This window comes from Paenibacillus sp. LHD-38 (assembly GCF_031157315.1).
Lineage (GTDB): Bacteria > Bacillota > Bacilli > Paenibacillales > Paenibacillaceae > Pristimantibacillus.
Window position 1 is genome coordinate 38,441 of record NZ_JAVIFU010000011.1, and the last position, 20,156, is coordinate 58,596.

Genomic DNA, 20,156 nt, shown 5'->3' on the forward strand with positions numbered 1-20,156 from the left:
ATGACCCTACAGACCTCTGTATTCTCATTGGATCAACAAGCCATGGACCATATTGAGCGCAAGTTCCGCGAGAAGCAGCTGATCGCTGCGGCAAGATCGCAGGAGCTGTTCGATATCTTTCAGCAGAAGCTGACCTCAGAAGAAACCTGGGCGCTCAAATTTTTATTTGCCTATATGCCGGTAAACGATTTGGCCGATTATGACGGATCGTTATTTTTAAGCCATGTACGCCAAACGTTGGACATTCGGGGCCGCGTTCCTTGGGGAGCGCGTGTTCACGATCACCTCTTCCTGCATTTTGTGCTGCCGTACCGGGTAAACACCGAGAATATCGAGGATTCCCGCGGCATTTTGTATGACGAATTGGCGGCTCGCACTTCGCACTTGTCTATGGCGGATGCGATCTTGGAGACGAACTACTGGTGCCATGAGAAAGCCAATTATACGGGAAGCGATTTGCGAACGGTCTCGCCGCTGACGATGATCCGGACTGCGCGCGGCCGCTGCGGCGAGGAATCGACGCTTGCGGTTGCTGCGCTTCGCAGCATTGGCATTCCTGCAAGGCAAGTTTATACGCCGCGCTGGGCGCATTGCGACGATAACCACGCCTGGGTTGAAGCATGGGCCGACGGCAGGTGGTACTATATCGGCGCTTGCGAACCGGAAGCGCGCCTGAACCAAGGCTGGTTCAGTCCGCCTGCCCGGAGGGCAATGCTGATCAACACGCGGATATTCGCGAATTATTCCGGTCCGGAGGACATCACGCTCGCCGACGAGTGGTTTACGGAAATCAACTTATTGGAAGGCTATGCGCCTACAAGAACCATCACCGTTCATATAAAGGACGAGCAAGGCAGACCGGTTGACGGAGCTGACGTCTTCTTCGAGTTATACAATATGGCAGAATTTTATCCGATAGCGGCGCTGCCAACAAACGCGCAGGGGGAGGCTTCGTTTAAGACGGGGTTCGGAGATCTGATGGTTCGCGCAGTTAAGGATGGCAAGTGGGCGGAGAAGAAGATTACGGCCGCAGGCGGTGAGCTCATTGAGCTTGTTCTGGATCAGACGGAGCAGCCAAGCGATACGGCGGATTTTGATATGGTTCCTCCGCCGGAGCTTCACGGCGAGGCTTCTGATCCGCTGACCGACGAAATGATCCTGCGGCATAATCGGCGCCTGGAAGAAGGCACTGAAATTCGAAGCGGCTATGAGCAAACCTTTTTGGATGAAGCGCAAGCGACGAAGCTCGCCGAAGCCGCGGGCCTTCCGAGGGAGCGGGTGTGGGATGTGCTGCGCAAGGCGCGCGGGAACAGCCGGGAGATAGCAGCGTTCCTGTGGGAACACTCATTCCAACATGGAGAATGGCCGCTGCTTCTGCTGGAGAGCATGAACGAAAAGGATCTTACGGATACGTTTCGCCCAGCGCTTGACGATCATCTCATCGGGTCGCTGTCACAGCGCGGTGAGCTTCCGGAGGATCTATTCAACCGGTACATCCTTTGTCCTCGCGTATTATATGAGATGATCAAGCCTTATAAGCGTTTTTTCCAAGACATGTTCACCGAGGAGGACGTTTTATCGTTCCGGCAGGATCCGACGGGGCTTGTCCGCAAAATAGATGCGGAGTGGGAGATAAGAGAGGATCTCCCAAATCTGCGGGGCAAGGGCAACCCCGTAGGCACCTTCAAATTAAAGAAGGGGGACCGGGATTCTCTGGATATTCTGTTCGTGGCGATTTGCCGCAGCCTTGGCATTCCGGCACGTTTGCATCCGAGCGAGCAGAAGCCGCAATTTATGATGGGCGGCAGCTGGCAGGATGCTGTATTCACTCAAGGATGGAAGCCTCAAACGAAGAAGAAGGATAACGGTACGCTTCGTTTGCTGCCGGACGCCGATTTACGGGCAGAATCACCCGCCCCCTCGTACTCGGAGAATTTTACATTCGCCCGGCTGGAGAACGGAAGCTACAAGACGCTTTTCTACCCTTATGGGAATTCGGATGTATTTGATCAACCGTTCGAGGTCGAAGAAGGCTCATACCGAATGACTTCGGGCATTCGCCTGAAGGATGGTACCGTTCGCGTTCGATTCACTTACTTCACGGTACGCGCAGGGGAACAAACGGATTGCAGCCTGACATTCCGTGAGCCGATGCTCGATATTCCCGTGCTGGGAACGATGAATCGGGAAAGCGACCTCATTATGGGGAATGGCACCGTTAAGACGATGGGTGATCTAATCGGCACGAGCGGAGCGATTGTGGCTTGGCTGGAACCGGAACGAGAGCCAACCAAGCATTTGATCCGTGAGATCGGTGAGCTTGCCGAGCCTTTGACAGAACTCGGAGCGCCGATCATATTCGTTGTCGGGGATTCCGAGTGGGCCTCGTCATTCGATCCTGGCAGCTATTCGAAGCTGCCGTCATGCGCCATGTTTGTCCGTGACTCTTCCTATGCGTCGATACCTTGCTTTATTTCCAAGCCGTCAGCAAGCGAAGCGGGGTTCCCGCATCTCTTCGTTCTGGACGGCCAAGACCAAATTCGTTATACCGCATCAGGCTATAAAATCGGTACCGGAAAAGAAGCGCTGCAGATTTTAACCGGTATATGGCAGAAACCAGCGAAACGGAGTGTTACGTAATGACGAAGCGAAAATATATTGTGGCGGGTTATGCCGCCGATTCGAAGCTTCCTGACATCACGCGGGAAGATTTGATGAAGTTAACTCATCTGAATGTGGCCTTCGGCCATGTGCGCAATGATGAGATCACGACAGGCCATTTGAAGCATGTGGACCTTCTCCGAGAGATTAAACAAGAATTTCCTGAGCTTACGATCCTGTTATCCGTCGGTGGCTGGAGCGCCGGCGGATTCTCCGAAGCGGCATCTACACAAGAGGGGAGAAACCGCATGGCGAGCTCGGCGGTTCGCGTATTGTCCGATTATCCGTTTGACGGGATCGATCTGGACTGGGAATACCCATGCTATGGCGAAGCCGGCATTGCGTCGAGTCCGGAAGACAAAACCAATTTCACCTTGCTGCTAAAGACGATGCGCGAAGCATTGGATCGCAAAGGCGCGAGCGATGAGCGGCATTACCTGCTCACCATTGCCGCGGGAGCGGATCAATATTACGTAGATGGTACGGAAATGGATCAGGTCCAGCAGTATTTGGATTTCATTCAATTGATGACCTATGATATGCGCGGCGGCTTTCAAATTTTGACGGGGCACCATACGAATCTGTATACGCCAACCGGGGATTTGTTCCGAATCAGCGTGGATGCTTCCGTTAATTTGTTCATTCGGGCAGGCGTGCCGAAGGAGAAGATCGTCATTGGCGCGGCATTCTATTCCCGGCAATGGCATCAGGTTCCGGACCGCGCTAACGGGCTTCACCAAATGGCTGGAAGCACCGGCGGTTATGGACCGGATTTCACGGCATTGGCAGCGGAATACATTGATAAGAATAACTATATTCGGTACTGGGACAACGAAGCCAAGGCGCCGTACCTCTATGATGGAAACAGCTTCATCTCCTATGAGGATGAGCAATCGCTGCAGCACAAATGCGACTACGTCAAGCAAAATGAATTAGGCGGCGTCATGTTCTGGGAATACAGCTGCGATGAGACTCACCGGTTGCTCGATGCGATTGCTAAGGGGCTTAAGTCATAATAGCTTATGAATTTTAAAGCTTGAAGATCAACCGTATAGGTTTGGTCAAACAACAAAAACGGCACTTTTGTCATTTCCAATGACAGAAGTGCCGTTTTTGTTGCAGCGATATGGAATCCTATATGTAGGAGCGAAGGTTGTACGATAATCAGATCCTAACGGATCAAATGAAGGCAAAACTCAAGATCAGCCTGGAGATGATCTTTCATCAACCGCTCGGCCGTATTGCCGTCATGTGCTCTGATGGCCTCACAAATCTGCTGATGTTCATCAATGAGAAAGGGACGATGGTAATAGACGACGGTGTGCCGAAACAGATAGATAACGGATTGCATCCGGTCGAACAAATCAATCATTAATGAGTTATTGCTTGCTCCCATAATAATTTCATGAAACGCCTTATTCGCTTCCATGATCTCATCTAACGAGCCAGTTCTCCCGATTGCGACGCAATGCTCTAATGTGACGAGCTCTTGCTCGGACAAATAGGAGGCTGCACATTGTGCTGCGTGTCCTTCAAGCAGTTTTCTCAGTTCGAAAGTATTGCGAAGATCCGTCTCAGAAAGCTTCACAACACGCTTATTGACGACTAATCCTTCCTGTTCGAGCTTGCGGATGGATTCTCGTATAGGCGTGCGGCTTACATTCAAGTCTGCGGCAAGCTTTTCTTCAACCAGCTTGGAGCCCTGGGCCAGCGTACCGTTCAGAATCATATCACGCAGTGCTTCATAAGATTGCTGGTAGGCTGAACCGGATTTGGAATTGTCCCGCTGCATAGTTTTTCACCTCTAACGTCTACTTTATCGAAAAGCTTGATTATTCACAATGATTTAGAACGTTTGCGCGAAAAATGTATTCAAATATTTAAAAATTGTATACAAAAATATATAATTTGTGTACAATACATTTGAGAAAGCGAATTGATAGCGTTTACAGAATGGAAATCAAGTAAATGAATGGTTGGAGGGTTTGCAAAATGAAGAAACGAATCGGATTTATCGGATTAGGTATTATGGGGCGCCCGATGTCATCAAACCTGCTTAAAGCAGGATATGAACTTAGCGTATTCGATATAAATAAAGAGTCAGTAGCTGCACTTACTGCGGCGGGTGCTCGTGGCACAACATCTCCGAAGGAAGTTGCTGAGCATAGTGAAATTATATTTACCATGCTGCCTAACTCTCAGCATGTTAAGGAAGTCATTGCGGGTGATAACGGCATTCTGAACGGAGCTTCCAAAGGCAGCGTGATTATCGATATGAGCTCGATCTCGCCGGTGGTATCGAAGGAGCTGGCTGCAATTGCGGCAGCGGCCGGTCTGCACATGTTGGATGCTCCCGTAAGCGGCGGGGAACCAAAAGCAATCGATGGCACGCTGGCGATTATGGTCGGCGGAAGCGCGCATATATTTGAAAGCGTTCAGGATGTGCTGCAAGTGCTAGGCAAGGATGTTACTTTAGTCGGCGACAATGGCTGCGGCGCGACAGCGAAGCTGGCAAATCAGATCATTGTTAATCTTAATATCGCTGCGATGTCGGAAGCGCTTGTGTTTGCCGCTAAAGCCGGAATTGACATTGATAAAATGTATCAGGCCATTCGAGGCGGCCTGGCGGGAAGCGCTGTGCTGGATGCCAAAGTACCGCTTATTCTCAAGCGCAACTTTGTAGCGGGCGGACGCATCGATATTAATCTTAAAGACATGACGAATGTGATGGAAACCGCACATGATATCGGAGTACCGCTGCCGCTGAGCAGTCAGCTGCTTGAAATTTTTCATGCGCTCAAGGTTGACGGCAAGGCTGCTGATGATCATGGAGGAATTGTGCAATATTTCGAGAAGCTTGCAGGCATAGAGGTTAAAGGCGAGTAACCAGAGAGAATGTCTTATCAGCATTTTGCAATCATACATTACAACTTTTTGATAGTTATTATTTCAGAAGTGAGGTGGCTTATACATGAATAGCGAGGCAAAACGAACAACGCTTGCAGCTCTGCAAAATGAATTGCCGCTTGAGTGGGATAACAACGGTCTAAGGCAGGAAATTAAGCGCTTAAATAACGCCCGCGGACGAAAAATAATCGTATTAGACGATGATCCTACAGGCGTACAGACGGTTCACGATATTAATGTCTTGACGATGTGGGATAAGGAGCTGCTGCGTGAAGCGTTTGATGCTCCGGAAACACTTTTCTATATTCTCACCAATACACGGGGACTTGATGCGGCAGCGGCCGAGCAAATCAATCGTGAGATTGCCCGCAACGTGCAAGCGGTAGCAGCCGAGAAGGATAAGGGCTTTACCTTTGTCAGCCGAAGTGACTCTATGCTTCGAGGGTATTACCCCTTGGAAACGGATGTACTTTCGGATGAGGTACTCCGTGTAAGCGGCCGCGCTTATGACGGGCAGCTGATCATTCCTGCTTTTTTCGAAGCTGGACGAATAACATTGGAAAACACCCATTATATGGTGGAGAATCAGACGCTGATTCCTGTACATGAAACCGAATTCGCCAAGGATAAGGTATTCGGTTATGAGAACGGTGATTTGACGGAGTGGGTGGAAGAGAAAACAGAAGGCCGTATACAGGCCGGACAATGTCTTGTTATTTCACTGGATCAGATACGTAAGGGACCAGAAGCGGTTAAAGAGGTGCTGCTCGGAGCAACGGGCAATATGCCGATCATCGTTAACGCACTCACTTACGCGGATATGGATGTGCTGTCGCTGTCGCTGCTGCAAGCGGAGGAACAGGGGAAATCGTTTATTTTCCGTACGGCAGCATCGTTCGTGAAATCATACGCAGGCATTTCCGATCAAGGTTATTTGCCTCAGGAGAAGTTAATTGCGGACAAGCAGCAAAGTCACGGCGGTATAGTCGTCGTAGGATCCTATGTGCAAAAAACAACAAGGCAGTTGGAGCAGCTGCTTACATTTCCCGGTATTGTAAGTTTAGAAATTGATGTAGAGAGCGTTCTAGATCCCGAGGGCTACAAGCTTGAGCTTGGACGCGTGATTGCAGAAGCAAACAAGCATATAGCTGAGGGCCGAAATGTGGTCGTATACAGCAGCCGCAAGCTGATCGCCGTGGACAACAAAGCAGATAATTTCAAGATAAGCCGAACCGTATCAGGAGCGCTGGTCGAAATCGTGAAATCGCTTGAGGTTGTTCCGAAGTTTATTATTGCCAAAGGCGGCATCACATCCAGCGATGTGGCGACGAAGGGGCTGGCTATACGCAAGGCACGGGTGCTTGGGCAAGTTGCAGCTGGTATACCCGTTTGGCTAACCGGAGCGGAAGCCAAATTTAGCGGTATTCCCTATATCGTGTTTCCTGGCAATGTAGGCGATGAACGAACACTGCTGGAAACAGTCGAAAAAATAGAAGTTAAAAAGTAGATAACAGGGCTCGATCCTGTTTTCTTCTTACAAATGGAAAGCGTTATCAATTTAAGGGGGTAATATTGATGTACTCGGTATTTGGTCTCAGTCATGATGCAAGTCTGCTCTTGTATGCGGTTATATCCATTATCGGATTGATTTTGCTTATTGCTAAATATAAAATGAATCCTTTCGTTGCGCTTATTATAGGAGCCGTATTTATGGGGCTTATTTCAGGGATGCCTCTGACGGATATCGTCAAGTCTTATCAGGAAGGCGTCGCAAGTGTTCTTGGCTTTATTGCCATCGTGCTCGGTCTTGGAACGATGCTTGGCAAGCTGATGGCGGAATCCGGCGGAGCAGAGCGGATTGCCAAAACACTTGTCCGTGTATTTGGTGAAAAAAATGTCCACTGGGCAATGATGGTCGTGGCTGTAATATGCGGCATACCAGTGTTCATTCAGGTCGGTATCGTGTTATTGTTCCCGCTAGTATTTGTTATCGCCAAACAAACCGGAACTTCGCTTGTTAAAATAGGTATTTCCCTCGTGGCAGGTTTGGCCGTCGTGCACAGCCTTATCCCTCCGCATCCGGCAGCAATGCTGGCGGTAGGCATCTTTAATGCCAATATCGGCAAAACCATTTTTCTTGCGCTTATCGTTTCTTTGCCGGCGGCAGCGATTGCAGGACCGCTTTACGGGTCTTGGATTTCTAAGCGTATCAAGGTCGAAGCATCCAGCGATCTAATGGCACAATTTACCGAAACAAAGGAAAGAGAGCTGCCTGGATTCGGGATTACGCTGTTTACGATATTACTGCCCGTTATTCTCATGCTGCTGGCAACCATAGTCGATCTCATTCTGCCGGCGACGAACGGCTTTAGGATGGTTGTCGATTTCATTGGAAGTCCGATTATTGCTTTGCTGCTCGCGCTGCTCTTCTCACTCTACTCTTTCGGGTACGCGCGCGGCTTCACGAACAAGGAACTGTTGAAATTTACGAACGATTGCCTGGGTCCGGTAGCTTCGATTGTTTTACTGATTGGTGCAGGCGGCGGCTTCAATAAAATTTTGACTGCCAGCGGTGTCGGTGATGCCATTGCCGGCTTTGCCCAAAACGCACATTTATCACCGCTCGTGCTCGCATTCGTAATTGCGGGCCTCATACGGGCAGCCGTCGGTTCAGCGACGGTTGCGATGACAACCGCAGCAGGCATTGTTGCGCCTATCGCAGTTACGATGCCTGGCGTTAGCCCGGAGCTGCTCGTTCTCGCCACCGGAGCAGGCTCCATTATTTTATCCCATGTCAATGATTCCGGTTTCTGGATCGTCAAAGAATATATGAATTTGTCCGTCCCGCAAACCTTGAAAACGTGGACCGTGATGGAAACGATACTCGGTTTCTCCGCCTTTGCTATGGTTATGGTTCTTAGCCTCTTTATGTAATGGTTTGACCGAAATGAAAAATGGATGAGTGGTTTTGCAGGAGTTCGCTGAACTTTTGCAAAACCATTTTTTTTGTTGTGTAAACAGCCCCGAAGGGTGCAGGGAACAAATCGGCTTCAATAACATTGAAAATATTGGTATAACATCCTATATGAAAACCTAAGGAGAACGTACAATTAAGCCACATAATTGAAAGCGCATACAAAAATGGACGCCGTTTGGAACCATACGAGAGAGGTCATGACTGTCATGCAAAGCAAAGGCGTAACGCCTGATTGGGTGCAGATCGGGAACGAGACCAATGACGGGATGCTCTGGAATGACGGCAAAGCGTCCTTGAACATGCAAAACTACGCTTGGTTGATCAATACCGGTAACAATGCCGTGAAGTCGATTAGCACGGGGACGAAAACCATCGTGCATTTGGCGAATGGTTACGATAACAGCGTATTTGTATGGAACATAGGAGGTCTGATCGCTAACGGGGCAACCTTCGATATTATCGGGATGTCGCTTTATCCGTCAAGCACCGATTGGGCCAGCAAGGTCACGCAAACGATCAGCAACTCCAACGATATGATCTCTCGTTACGGCAAGCCGGTCATGATTACGGAGATTGGCATGGATTACAATCAGCCTGCCGCGGCAAAAAGCTTCGTCACGGATATAAAGACAAAAGTGCGCAATATTTCAGGAGGAAAGGGACTGGGCGTGTTTTATTGGGAGCCGCAGGCGACACCAAGCTACAACGGCGGATATAGCAAAGGCGCATGGCAAGCGGATGGCAAACCGACTATCGCTTTGGAGGGCTTCCTGAATTAACGCGACGATCTAAAAACTGGGTGTGCCTGAGCGGGTATTCGTTCCGGCGCATCCTTTTTTGCTAGCTTCGAGTAAGAAATAAAACCACCTTTAACCTCGGCCGTCCATCGATTACAGCGGATGGGTATCAGCGGACGAAGAAAGCGGAGGAGAGATCGGGGAAGGGCTGGCTGAATGCCTATCTTTTCTAAAGAGCGGACTTGGGATACATACTTAGGAGGCGAATACATATGGCGACCATTACGGATTTGCGCAAGCAGGACGAAAGCCGGCTAATGCCGATGGACTGGGGGAAAATATAAGAAAGTATAAAATTCAACCTTATACGTTGCTTATATTTCACCGCGAAACGAGCTTTTGCCGCCAAGGACGGCGTCAGCCGTTTACGCTTGATTCTAGACTTTATAAGTTTCACTATCGATTCCATTTCGCGCTGTTCTGATATTCTTTCGGCAATACTCCCGTTTTTTTCTTGAACATGCGAAGGAAGCTGGTATAGTCGTTGAACCCGCAGCGCATGCAGGACTCCAGCACGCTGGATCCCTCCGAGAGGTAACGCTTCGCGAGCGAGATCCGTTTGGAGACGATATATTCATGAACGGTGCTTCCTGTATATTCCTTAAAGACTCTAATCAAATGATATTTATTAATAAAAAATTGGCGCTGCAGCAGCTCGAGGGACAGCTCCTCATGCAAATGCAGCTCAATATAATCCAGGATGGGGGTCAGCTTGTGATGCAGCTCCACTCCGGCATCGACTGGCTTCTGGCTCAGAAAGATCCGGTTGACCGCCACGAGCAGCTCAAGCATACAGCTCAGCTTTAAGATCGCGTTCCCATCGGACCCGCTGCGCATCAGTGCCTCGTATTTCATGAACAGTTCCAGCATCTGCGAGGTTTCCTTGGCCGTAAGTGTCATTTTGTTACCTGTGCCAAGCGGCCGGTTATAGAAGCAGGCGAGCGGGTCCAGGCTCTTCGTCGCAAACAGCTTGAATAGCTGGGGATCAAATTCCAGCGTGACTCTCTCATAGGAATGCTCCGAAGAGAAGGAAGGCTTATGAATTTCATGCTCGTTCGTTATAATCAAATCCCCATATTGCAGCGGATAGACGGTTTTCTCTACGAAATAGCGGACATCCCCTTTAATGAGGAAATAGATTTCGCAGCCAGCATGCAGGTGAAAGTCGATATTATGCACCTTTTTGGCAACATGCAGGTAGCTGATACTCTGATCGATTTGCGCTAAATATTTTTCAATCAGGCAATATCCCCTCCATCCGAGTGAAAATGTCAATAATTCCAATATTCTAAGCAAATAATACAAAGTTATTGCTATCTATACATCATACAATGAGTAGGAAGAAAAATCATGTGATCTATGACGGGAGGATTTCTATTCATGAACAATCCGTTGAATATCGGTGTAGTTGGCCTTGGCGCAATCGGAGGCGGCTTGCATGTGAAATATTTGCAATCTACTTCTAACGTCAGGCTCGCCGGCGTATGCGATTCGGTTAAGGAGAAAGCGGATCAAATAGCGGCCGAGCACGATACGAAAGCTTATTATGATTACAAGGACATGCTGGATCAAGCAGGCCTTGAAGTCGTCATTATTGCCGTTCCTCACTATGATCATCCTGAAATTGCAATAGAGGCGTTCAAGCGGGGGATTCATGTCCTCTGCGAGAAGCCGATCGCGGTTCATTTGAATGACGCTTATCGGATGACAGAGGCATATGACCAGGCCAAGGAACAGTTCCCCGGCCTTCAATTCGGACTTATGTTTCAGGAACGTACGCTGCCCTTCTACCGCAAGGTCAAGGAAATCGTCGAAGGAGGCGAGCTCGGCCGCTTGACGAGAGCGACCTGGATTCACACGGCCTGGTTCCGTTCCCAGTTCTATTATGACAGCGGCGATTGGCGCGCAACTTGGGCCGGAGAAGGCGGCGGGATCTTGACCAATCAATGCCCGCATACGCTGGATATGTATCAGTGGCTGTTCGGCCTTCCCGCACGTATTACCGGACACGCGCATATCGGCAAATACCACAACATCGAAGTCGAAGACGAAGTGACGGCTTATTTTGAGCATGACAATGGCATGATCGGCCACCTCATTGTCACGACGGCTGAGATGCCTGGCACGAACCGGCTGGAAATTATCGGGGAGAACGGCAAGCTGGTGCTGGAGGACGGTGAGCTAGTCTGGTACAAGAACCCGGTGTCCATGCTGAAATATTCAAAGGAAACGCCGCATCGCTTCAGTCAGCTCGAAACGGTAAAAACGGTTGTGCCTATAGATATGGATGCGCCTTCAGGCCATCATATCGTTGCGGAGAAGTTTCTCTCCCGCATTCAAACCGGACAAGGCGAGCTCATTGCCGAAGGCTGGGAGGGGCCGCGGTCGCTTGTACTGGCGAACGGGATTATGCTTTCCTCCTTCCAGGAGCAGACGGTTCAGGTTCCGTTCGATACTGATGCCTTCGAAGCAAAGCTTAAGGAACTGATTAGTCAGTCGACCTATGTGAAGAAGAAAGCGGTTGCGCCGACGGCAGATGAGGATCTGAGCAAATCCTTTGGCAGCAGGTAAGGAGGGGAGCTTATGGCTATGAAGGTGACATGTTTTGCAGACGAAATTTCTCAGGACCTGGAAGAACAGCTTCAGGTGCTGTCAGAGATGGGACTTTCCCATCTGGAAATTCGCAGCGTATGGGGAAAAAATGTACTCGAACTGGATGCTGAGGAGCTTGACCGGATTAACGGAATGGTGAAAGAGCGGGGCTTCGGCGTTTCTTCTATTGCTTCCCCGGTTGGCAAATATGCGACGTGCATATTAAGGATGCCTCGTCGGAACTGCGTATGTTCGTGCCTGCTGGAAAAGGCGACGGGCGCATCGGCGAATTATTGAGCGTGCTGCAGAAGCGCGGCTTCGGCGGATTTCTCTCCGTTGAGCCTCATCTGAATGATTATATGCCGGATGCGAGCAATACCGAGCGCGTCATTGCAGCGATTCAAGCATTGCAGAGCCTGCTTAAGGACAATCAGATCGATTGGCAGTAAGATAGACATAAGGAAACCTGATGCGATCAGAAACATGGATCGAACCCAAATAAGAAAATACGGCAGCCATGGACGAGAAAAGTCCATGGCTGCCGCTGTTTTATTGAATATAGTGTCCCGTTTCCTATTCCTTGTCCTCACGCTGCTGTTCCTTGGCAAGCTGCTGCCTGAGCTCTGCATTTTTAGCTGCAAGCTGTTTCGCCAAAACAGCTTGGGAGGCATCGATTCTCGCGACCTCATCAGTTAGCTTCGTGATCTGCGTCATTTTGCTGCTCAGATCGCTGGGGGAAGAGCTTAGCTTGGTGCTCTTTTGCAGCTGTTTGATTTTTGCGGCCGCTTTTTCTTTTTTACTCTTATCGTTAACGCTTTGCTTTTGAAGGTCGGCGATTTCTCTTTTCAACCGGCTTATAATTGATGTAGTAAAGCTAATGGACATTCGAGCACCTCATAATCGTATAGTGTTGCATCGCCCCATTTTACTATATAAAGCTTGTATAAGCGAGAAAGAAGACCCGGGAGGAGGACATCTTAAACAAGATATCCACTCCCGGGTCGCGATTTTCCTCACCATTCCATTATAAGCCCCTGCAGTATCATCATTCAACCTCCCGGAAATTAAATCCCTAATTATGGAAAATATTTGGATGGTGAAAATAGGGCGGCTTGTGTCCACAAATCATAGTGAAGTATATTAAACGTTATATTACGTATCGAATTTTTCGGGCGATTTCGGTTTTACGCGGGAAAGGAGCTTATTTTGAAGGCTAAAAGCTTGTACGACAACTATGTGAAAAATAACCTTTTCATGAAAATGATTATGCTGTTCGCGCTCATCACTACGGTAACGATCGTGACGTTTTCTTATTTTATGTTCAATGTGATGTCAGAATCGATTGTCCGCAATGAGCTTGAAAATCAGAAGAAAGCGATGGATAGCGTGAACAGCTACATGACCCGCAAATATGAATCGGTGCAATCGATCATGCTGGATGTGTATCGGAATGAATCGTTATCGCTTCATCTCGCTTATTTTCTGCAGCATCCTTTTGAGGACTATATGAAATATCAGTTGGATCAATATACCGATGAGGCGAGTATCGATATGCCGAAGGGCTTGGCGTATTTTGAGAACAAGCTGGACAGCGATGCCGATATTGAGAATTTAATGCTGTACAGCTCGGAAAAGCAGTTTCTGTTTGCTTATAAGCAGGGGCATGTGACGCGATTGATATCAACCAATGCTTCGCGCTCTTATATTCCTGATGCGATGGCGCTGGAGAATACGATGGTGTCGGTGCCGAACGCTTGGGTTCGCGCTGCGATCGATCAACAGGAGCCTAAGCTTTATGCGATGCGCGTGCCGATAACGGACAAGAATACGTTTAAAAATTTAGGTCAGCTGCTCGTTTATTTTAATGCGGACCGTATCCAAAATACGCTGGAGAGCTATAAGGAGCAATTAAAAGGTTACATTCTCGTGTTAGGGCCAACCGGCGAAGTGCTGTTCGACTCTTCTGACCAGTATTACGGCGCCCGTTACCCCTATGCGGACAAAATAGATTCGCTCTACGACACGGCGATGCTTGAGCAGGAATCCTATGTGACGACGTTAACTCAAAACCAAGCGGGCTATATGGTGGTTGGCATAGCGCCGAAAGATGAGGTTGCCGCAGCCTATAAAGGGCTGAAGCGCACCATTATTTTAATTAGTGCGATCTGTATCGTGACGGTGCTGCTTGTTCCGATTCTGGTTGTCATTAACTTCGCAAAACGGACCAATAAAATCATCCGGTTCATGCGAAAGGTCGAGAGCGGCGATTTGTCGGCGCGTATCCAAGACGAGAAGGAGGATGAGCTCGGGCAAATCTCCAGAAGCTTTAACGACATGCTTGGCGAGCTGACTCGCCACATTGACCGTGTCTATAAAGCGGAAATCAAGCAAAAGCACACGGAGCTGGCAGCGCTGCAGGCCAGGGTGAATCCTCACTTTCTCTACAATACGCTGGAAGTCATTCGCATGCGGGCCGTTTCGCAGGGAGCGAAGGACGTAGGCGAAATGATATATAGTCTTTCCGTCCTGTTCAAAAGCTTCGTGCAGCCCAAAGGGGAAAATACGTTGAAGGATGAGCTTGAGACCTCTCGCCTCTATTTGGAACTGTTTCGCATCCGTTACAAGGACAAGCTGTCTTATGAAATTACATGCGATGAAAGCTTAGCAAGCCGGAGGATTATGCGGATGGCGCTGCAGCCGATTATTGAAAATTACGTCGTGCATGGTCTTGAGCCCCGCAGGCCGGATAACCGGATCCGGATTAGCGTCTGGCAGACTGAGGATCGGGTTCGGATTCAGGTGGAGGATAATGGCAGCGGCATTGAGCCTGAACGGCTGGAATCGATTCGCCTTGCGATGGACTCCCCGGAGGAAACCGGAGAATCCTTCGGCCTGCGCAGCGTGCATGAGCGATTAAAGCTGCTCTACGGTATGGACTACGGAATTGAAATAACGAGCACGCCAGGCGTCGGGACCATTGTTACGCTTGAGTTTCCAGTTACGGAGGACGCACAGCATGTATAGAGTGTTTTTAGTTGATGACGAGCCGTTCATTATCGAGGGCTTGTACGATATTATCGATTGGTCGGCGTTTGGTCTTGAAATCGTCGGCTCTGCGGAAAATGGGCAGGATGCGCTTGAAGCGCTTAAGGAATCAGCGCCGGATATATTGCTGACAGACATCTCCATGCCGAATATGGATGGTTTAACCCTGATTCGCGAAGCAAGGGAATTCCGGCCGGATCTAAAGGTTATTATTTTAAGCGGCTTTAACGATTTTGATTATATAAAATCCGGTCTCAAGCTTGGCGTTGAAAATTATTTGCTGAAGCCAATTAACATCGACGAACTTCAGGAGACGCTGGCCAATACCATCGACAAGCTGAACACGATAAGACCGGACCGTTTATTTAGCGATTATGATATTCGAATTCTTAGGGATAATATATTGTATCGCTGGTTAACCGGACGCATTGCGCCGAATGAGCTGACCGAGCGTATGGATATACTGGACATTCGGCTTGATGGGCCGTATCTCGTTACCGCGGTGCTCCGAACGGAGAGCCAGTTCGAGCCATCCTACGAAGCGGCTCAAAGGATGGCCGTGCAGGATCCTTCGATGCTGCCCTTTGTCGATATTGACGGCGATCTTGTTATCGTATTTATGATAGAAGATCCGGTTAAAGGGAAAGATAAAGCAATGAGCGTGCTTGAAAATATGCAAAAACGGTTGGAGCCTAGCCCATTGCGCATTACGATCGGAAGCGTGCAGGAGATAGGAGAAGGAGCGCCGCGAAGCTATGCCCACGCCAAGAAGGCGCAGGAGTATTTTTTGCTGCTGGATGAACCGGCTATACTCGATTACGGCATGCTTTCGGAGAAAAACGGGATCGAGCATGCGGCGGCCCAGCCGCTGGATTGGTCAGCTTATTCCAAGCTGATTAAGGCAAAGGACCTGGAGCAGCTTCATACGGCGATCGATGCTGAATTTGAGCGCTGCCAAATGCTTGAGGGAGCGACGCCTGCTTATATTCAAAGCATGGCGATCGAGCTCATGATCAGGTTCAAGATGGAGCTCAAAGAAATTAAGCAGGCGGATCAGCCGGAGCTCTACAAGGCCGGCTTTGCGCAAATCATGCAGGCAGAAACGATTGAAGGCTTAGCCGCGGTCGTCAAAGAGGCGGCAACCTTGACCGTTGACTCGCTTATGCGCGACGTGAAAAGTCCGATTATTCAGCTGCTGCTGGGTTATGTACATGAAAATTATGCGCAGGCGCTTTCTCTCAAATCGCTTAGTCAGCAATATAATATTCATCCCGTGTATCTCGGCCAATTGTTCCAGAAGGAAACGAATGAGACTTTTACCGAGTACATAAATAAATACCGCATCGGAAAGGCTAAAGAAATGCTGAAGGAAACACAGTTAAAGGTGCAGGAAATTGCAATGCAGGTGGGCTATTGGGAGACGGGATATTTCTATAAGCAATTTAAGAAATACGTCGGTATTTCTCCCACTGATTACAAAGGACTACTCTAATGCAACACGGAGCTGTCCTTTTTTCTTTAATTTGTACAGCATACCTTTAGTTTGTTGCCTATTTGAAAATCGTTACATCCGTTATTTTTAAGTTAGCCCTTTAAACGCTGTCTATGAGGGGCAAGCAATAAAGTAAGCGCATGCTTATGCAATCGGATTCTGCTTCGAAACACAATACGGGGAGGATTTAAACAATGAGTAGAAAGAAAAACAGCTTTACGCTAGCGCTTTCGCTGCTGCTGGTTATGTCAATCGTGCTAAGCGCCTGCGGAGGCGGCAAAAATGAAAGCACTGAGGGTACTGCCGAGAAACCGGTTGAACTGATCTGGTACACGATCGGTACGCCGCAAAAAGATGTGGACAAAGTCATGGCGGAAGTAAGTAAATATACAGCCGAAAAAATCGGCGTAACCGTGAAAATGAACATGATCGACTGGGGCGATTACTCGCAAAAGCTGCAGGTCATGACCGCTTCCGGCGAAGCGGTAGACATTATGTTTACTTCCTCATGGGCATTCGACTATGTACAGAACGCTAGGAAGGGCGCATTCATGCAAATCGATGATTTGCTGAAAGAGCATGGCCAAGGCATTATCGATACGCTTGATCCGGCATTCCTGGAAGGCTCCAAGATCGATGGTCATAACTACGGCATCTCGGCTAAAAAAGAGCTGCCTGCACAAGAGGTATGGCGCTTTAACAAGCAGTTTGTCGATAAATACAAGCTGGATATCTCAAAGGTGTATTCGCTTGAAAGCTTGGAGCCGCTGTTGAAAACGATTAAAGAAAACGAGCCGGATGTTTATCCGTTCGCCGTGGATAAAAACTACGGGCCTTACGTGCCTTACGATTACGTGATCGAGAAGCTTCCAATGGCTGTATCGCTCGATACGAAGGATTATAAAATCGTAAACGTGCTGGATACACCGGAAATGAAACAAGTTTTGAATACGATGCACAAATATTACAAAGCGGGCTACATTCCTGCAGAAGCCGCTACGATGGATTCGATGGCAGACGTTCAAACGACGGGAAAATGGTTCGCTGACCGTGCGACATCGCAGCCTTTCGCGGATAACCTTTGGTCGGCAACCAACGGCTACCCAGTCGTATCTACACCGGCAAGCGATGCGATTATTTATAACTGGTCCGTAATGGGCTCGATGCAAGCGATCTCGGCTAACTCGAAGTATCCGGAGAAAGCGATGGAATTCTTGAACCTGCTGAACACAGACCCTGTGCTTCGCAACATGGTTGATTCGGGAATCGAAGGCGTTCACTACAAGAAAGTAAGCGACAATGTGATGGAAAACCTGGATGAGTCGAAAAACTACGATATGCCTACCTTCTCGCTAGGCAACGTTATGCTTACGTACTTGAACACGACAGATCCAACCAACAAGTGGGAGGAGTTCAAGAAGTTTAACGATGCAGGAACAGAGGCGCCGCTTCTTGGCTTCAACTTCGACACATCGAAGGTAACAACGGAAATCGCGTCTTTAAACAACGTTAAGGAAGAATTTTGGGTAGCGCTAATGACAGGTACAGTTGATCCTGAGACTTACATCGCACGTGCGAACGAGAAATTCAAAGCAGCCGGACTTGATAAAATTATGGCTGAAGCGCAGCGCCAGCTTGATGAGTGGAGAGCCGCGAACAAGTAAACAAGCGGGGGGGGTATGAGACGGATGCTTGGCATTCGATTCATACCTTCTCTCATTAAATTGACAGCAGAGAGGTGATCACGTGGGAGCCTTTGGGCGATTTTTCAAGGATATTAACAAAAACAAAGCGATGCTGATTATGGTACTGCCAGCGACACTCTGGTTCATCTTCTTCTCCTACCTGCCGATGGCCGGCATGGTTATCGCGTTTAAGGAATACCGCTACAGCAGGGATGGATTTTTAGCCAGCATTATCGAGAGCAAATGGGTCGGTCTGCAAAACTTTAAATTTCTGTTCAGCACGAATGACGCTTATATCATTACCCGGAATACCGTGCTCTACAATATATTTTTTATCGTGCTGGGGCTGGTCATTGCTGTTGCGATGGCGATCATGCTGGCGGAAATTACGAATAAGAAATTAGCAAAGGTTTATCAGACGGGCATGTTTCTTCCTTATTTCCTATCCTGGGTTATCGTTGGATACTTCGTATTCAGCTTCCTCAGCTTGGATCGGGGTGTCGTGAACCAAATCGCAAGTTGGTTTGGGATCGATCCGGTGAATTGGTATTCGGACCCGACCTACTGGCCGATTATTATCGTGGTCGTATTTCTCTGGAAATCGGTAGGCTACAACAGCGTAATCTATTTGGCGGCGATCATGGGTATCGACAAATCGCTTTATGAAGCGGCAATGATCGATGGCGCAAACAAATGGCAGCAAATCCGCAACATTACGATTCCGATGCTGACGCCGCTTATTACGATATTGACGCTGCTTGCGATCGGTAAAATCTTTTATGCGGATTTCGGGCTGTTCTATCAAGTGCCGCGGGATTCCGGAACCTTATACAGCGTAACGAACGTCATCGACACCTATGTGTACCGCGGACTGAAAACGACCGGCGAAATCGGAATGAGCACGGCAGCAGGTCTGTATCAGTCGCTTATCGGCTTCGTTCTTGTCATTACATCGAATGGTATCGTACGTAAATTCAATAAAGACAATGCATTGTTCTAGTCATGACGGCCATACGGCCCATGGCAGGCATTGCGAAGGGAGGAAAACCGTTGTGTCCGCTCAAACGACGAAAGGCCGCGATTTTCATAGATTGACACCCGTTTGGAATATCGCTTTCCATTCGGTAGCCGGTATTTTTGCTTTACTTTGCGTATTTCCTTTTTTGTTCGTCACCGTTATATCGTTTACAGACGAAGCAACCTTAGCCAAAAACGGATATCAGCTGTTTCCGGAAAAATGGAGCTTCGATGCTTATACCTATTTATTTAAGGCTGGGGACCAGCTCCTTCGCTCCTATGGGGTAACGATTGCGGTTACCGTTATCGGGACGGCTATCGGTGTTGCGTTTACCGCGCTTTTTGCTTACGCGATTTCGCGTCACAGCTTTAAATACCGCAAATTTTTCGCTTTTTTCGCCTTTTTCACGATGTTATTTAATGGCGGGCTCGTCCCGACTTATATTGTCGTTACGCAGCTGCTCGGACTTAAAGATTCGATATGGGCACTCATCCTGCCGCTGGCGGTCAACGCTTTTTATATTATGATTCTTCGCACGTTTTTCTCAACCATGGTGCCGGATGCGATTATCGAATCGGGTAAAATCGACGGCGCGGGCGAGTTTGGCATTTTCTTTAAGCTGGTTCTGCCTTTGTCGCTGCCAGGCCTTGCTACGATTGGTTTGTTCAGTACGCTCGGCTATTGGAACGATTGGTTCAATGCGCTGCTTTACATTAATACGCCGAATTTAGTGCCGCTTCAGTCGATGCTGATGCGGATTGAAAATAGCATGCAGTTTATTTTGCAAAATTCACAAAATGCGTCGATCAGCACGGGTGTGCTGCAATCCATGCCGCAGGATACGTCCCGCATGGCAATGGTGGTGCTGGCAACCGGCCCGATCGTATTCGCATATCCGTTCTTCCAACGGTATTTCATTCAAGGCTTGACGGTTGGCGCCGTTAAGGAATAACGACGATTTTTCTTCTAAAGGAGCATACCG

Annotated in this window: 16 protein-coding genes and 1 pseudogene; 14 read left to right on the plus strand and 3 right to left on the minus strand. The window is 48.7% G+C overall.

Translation table 11 applies throughout. The features are described from left to right. Both RCO25_RS11535 and RCO25_RS11540 read left to right on the plus strand, forming a co-directional pair. Nucleotides 1-2,640, plus strand: a complete 2,640-nt coding sequence (locus RCO25_RS11535; protein WP_308996291.1) for a transglutaminase domain-containing protein — start codon at nucleotides 1-3, stop codon at nucleotides 2,638-2,640. Then, nucleotides 2,640-3,677 carry a glycoside hydrolase family 18 protein gene (locus RCO25_RS11540; protein ID WP_308996292.1) on the plus strand — a complete coding sequence of 346 codons (1,038 nt, stop codon included), beginning with the start codon at nucleotides 2,640-2,642 and terminating at the stop codon, nucleotides 3,675-3,677. The genes RCO25_RS11535 and RCO25_RS11540 overlap by 1 nt, the downstream gene beginning before the upstream one ends. Before the next feature lie 155 nt (nucleotides 3,678-3,832). On the opposite strand, the gene RCO25_RS11545 is transcribed toward RCO25_RS11540, so the two are convergent. Next, nucleotides 3,833-4,453, minus strand: coding sequence for a GntR family transcriptional regulator (locus tag RCO25_RS11545; protein WP_308996293.1), 621 nt, complete (start codon nucleotides 4,451-4,453; stop codon nucleotides 3,833-3,835). Between the two features lie 200 nt (nucleotides 4,454-4,653). On the opposite strand from RCO25_RS11545, the gene garR reads away from it, so the two are divergent. From garR to RCO25_RS11565, 4 genes and pseudogenes are all read left to right on the plus strand, one after another. Further along, nucleotides 4,654-5,547: a 2-hydroxy-3-oxopropionate reductase gene (gene garR, locus RCO25_RS11550; protein WP_308996294.1), complete on the plus strand. Its 894-nt coding sequence runs from the start codon at nucleotides 4,654-4,656 to the stop codon at nucleotides 5,545-5,547. Between the two features lie 85 nt (nucleotides 5,548-5,632). Next, the gene (locus RCO25_RS11555; protein ID WP_308996295.1) at nucleotides 5,633-7,075 is read left to right on the plus strand and encodes a four-carbon acid sugar kinase family protein; all 1,443 of its coding nucleotides are present in this window, start codon (nucleotides 5,633-5,635) and stop codon (nucleotides 7,073-7,075) included. A 68-nt stretch (nucleotides 7,076-7,143) separates the two neighbouring features. Then, entirely contained in the window at nucleotides 7,144-8,502 is a 1,359-nt protein-coding gene (locus tag RCO25_RS11560; protein WP_308996296.1) for a GntP family permease, read from the plus strand. Between the two features lie 207 nt (nucleotides 8,503-8,709). Then, nucleotides 8,710-9,324, plus strand: a pseudogene (locus RCO25_RS11565) (glycosyl hydrolase 53 family protein); the annotation flags it as partial. A gap of 414 nt (nucleotides 9,325-9,738) precedes the next feature. Here the strand turns inward: RCO25_RS11565 and RCO25_RS11570 are convergent. Next, nucleotides 9,739-10,617 carry an AraC family transcriptional regulator gene (locus RCO25_RS11570; RefSeq protein WP_308996297.1) on the minus strand — a complete coding sequence of 293 codons (879 nt, stop codon included), beginning with the start codon at nucleotides 10,615-10,617 and terminating at the stop codon, nucleotides 9,739-9,741. 105 nt (nucleotides 10,618-10,722) lie between these two features. On the opposite strand from RCO25_RS11570, the gene RCO25_RS11575 reads away from it, so the two are divergent. The 3 genes from RCO25_RS11575 to RCO25_RS11585 are packed head-to-tail and all read left to right on the plus strand — an operon-like array spanning nucleotide 10,723 to nucleotide 12,383. Further along, on the plus strand, nucleotides 10,723-11,913 hold the full coding sequence (locus tag RCO25_RS11575; RefSeq protein ID WP_308996298.1) for a Gfo/Idh/MocA family protein: 1,191 nt from the start codon (nucleotides 10,723-10,725) through the stop codon (nucleotides 11,911-11,913). A gap of 12 nt (nucleotides 11,914-11,925) precedes the next feature. Continuing rightward, nucleotides 11,926-12,231, plus strand: a complete 306-nt coding sequence (locus tag RCO25_RS11580; RefSeq protein WP_308996299.1) for a hypothetical protein — start codon at nucleotides 11,926-11,928, stop codon at nucleotides 12,229-12,231. Further along, nucleotides 12,228-12,383, plus strand: coding sequence for a hypothetical protein (locus tag RCO25_RS11585; RefSeq protein ID WP_308996300.1), 156 nt, complete (start codon nucleotides 12,228-12,230; stop codon nucleotides 12,381-12,383). The genes RCO25_RS11580 and RCO25_RS11585 overlap by 4 nt, the downstream gene beginning before the upstream one ends. Nucleotides 12,384-12,507: 124 nt before the next feature. Here RCO25_RS11585 and RCO25_RS11590 read toward each other — a convergent pair whose 3' ends face one another. Continuing rightward, nucleotides 12,508-12,819, minus strand: coding sequence for a hypothetical protein (locus RCO25_RS11590; RefSeq protein WP_308996301.1), 312 nt, complete (start codon nucleotides 12,817-12,819; stop codon nucleotides 12,508-12,510). A 321-nt stretch (nucleotides 12,820-13,140) separates the two neighbouring features. Here RCO25_RS11590 and RCO25_RS11595 point away from each other — a divergent pair, with 321 nt between their 5' ends. From RCO25_RS11595 to RCO25_RS11615, 5 genes are all read left to right on the plus strand, one after another. Beyond that, a complete protein-coding gene (locus tag RCO25_RS11595; protein WP_308996302.1) occupies nucleotides 13,141-14,958 on the plus strand; it encodes a cache domain-containing sensor histidine kinase in 1,818 nt (605 codons plus the stop codon). Then, nucleotides 14,951-16,471 carry a response regulator gene (locus RCO25_RS11600; RefSeq protein WP_308996303.1) on the plus strand — a complete coding sequence of 507 codons (1,521 nt, stop codon included), beginning with the start codon at nucleotides 14,951-14,953 and terminating at the stop codon, nucleotides 16,469-16,471. The genes RCO25_RS11595 and RCO25_RS11600 overlap by 8 nt, the downstream gene beginning before the upstream one ends. A 194-nt stretch (nucleotides 16,472-16,665) precedes the next feature. Then, nucleotides 16,666-18,135: an ABC transporter substrate-binding protein gene (locus RCO25_RS11605; RefSeq protein ID WP_308996304.1), complete on the plus strand. Its 1,470-nt coding sequence runs from the start codon at nucleotides 16,666-16,668 to the stop codon at nucleotides 18,133-18,135. A gap of 82 nt (nucleotides 18,136-18,217) precedes the next feature. After that, nucleotides 18,218-19,156 carry an ABC transporter permease gene (locus RCO25_RS11610; RefSeq protein ID WP_308996305.1) on the plus strand — a complete coding sequence of 313 codons (939 nt, stop codon included), beginning with the start codon at nucleotides 18,218-18,220 and terminating at the stop codon, nucleotides 19,154-19,156. A gap of 52 nt (nucleotides 19,157-19,208) precedes the next feature. Then, complete coding sequence (locus RCO25_RS11615; protein ID WP_308996306.1) at nucleotides 19,209-20,126, plus strand: carbohydrate ABC transporter permease; 918 nt, start codon at nucleotides 19,209-19,211, stop codon at nucleotides 20,124-20,126. Nucleotides 20,127-20,156: the final 30 nt, after the last annotated feature.

What these genes read in the sequence shown, in the direction of transcription:
- RCO25_RS11535 (WP_308996291.1), top strand. Translation starts at nt 1, where the DNA reads ATGACCCTACAGACCTCTGTATTCTCATTGGATCAACAAGCCATGGAC.
- RCO25_RS11555 (WP_308996295.1), top strand. Translation starts at nt 5,633, where the DNA reads ATGAATAGCGAGGCAAAACGAACAACGCTTGCAGCTCTGCAAAATGAA.
- RCO25_RS11580 (WP_308996299.1), top strand. Translation starts at nt 11,926, where the DNA reads ATGGCTATGAAGGTGACATGTTTTGCAGACGAAATTTCTCAGGACCTG.
- RCO25_RS11590 (WP_308996301.1), bottom strand. Translation starts at nt 12,819, where the DNA reads ATGTCCATTAGCTTTACTACATCAATTATAAGCCGGTTGAAAAGAGAA.
- RCO25_RS11560 (WP_308996296.1), top strand. Translation starts at nt 7,144, where the DNA reads ATGTACTCGGTATTTGGTCTCAGTCATGATGCAAGTCTGCTCTTGTAT.
- RCO25_RS11545 (WP_308996293.1), bottom strand. Translation starts at nt 4,453, where the DNA reads ATGCAGCGGGACAATTCCAAATCCGGTTCAGCCTACCAGCAATCTTAT.
- RCO25_RS11575 (WP_308996298.1), top strand. Translation starts at nt 10,723, where the DNA reads ATGAACAATCCGTTGAATATCGGTGTAGTTGGCCTTGGCGCAATCGGA.
- garR (WP_308996294.1), top strand. Translation starts at nt 4,654, where the DNA reads ATGAAGAAACGAATCGGATTTATCGGATTAGGTATTATGGGGCGCCCG.
- RCO25_RS11605 (WP_308996304.1), top strand. Translation starts at nt 16,666, where the DNA reads ATGAGTAGAAAGAAAAACAGCTTTACGCTAGCGCTTTCGCTGCTGCTG.
- RCO25_RS11600 (WP_308996303.1), top strand. Translation starts at nt 14,951, where the DNA reads ATGTATAGAGTGTTTTTAGTTGATGACGAGCCGTTCATTATCGAGGGC.
- RCO25_RS11540 (WP_308996292.1), top strand. Translation starts at nt 2,640, where the DNA reads ATGACGAAGCGAAAATATATTGTGGCGGGTTATGCCGCCGATTCGAAG.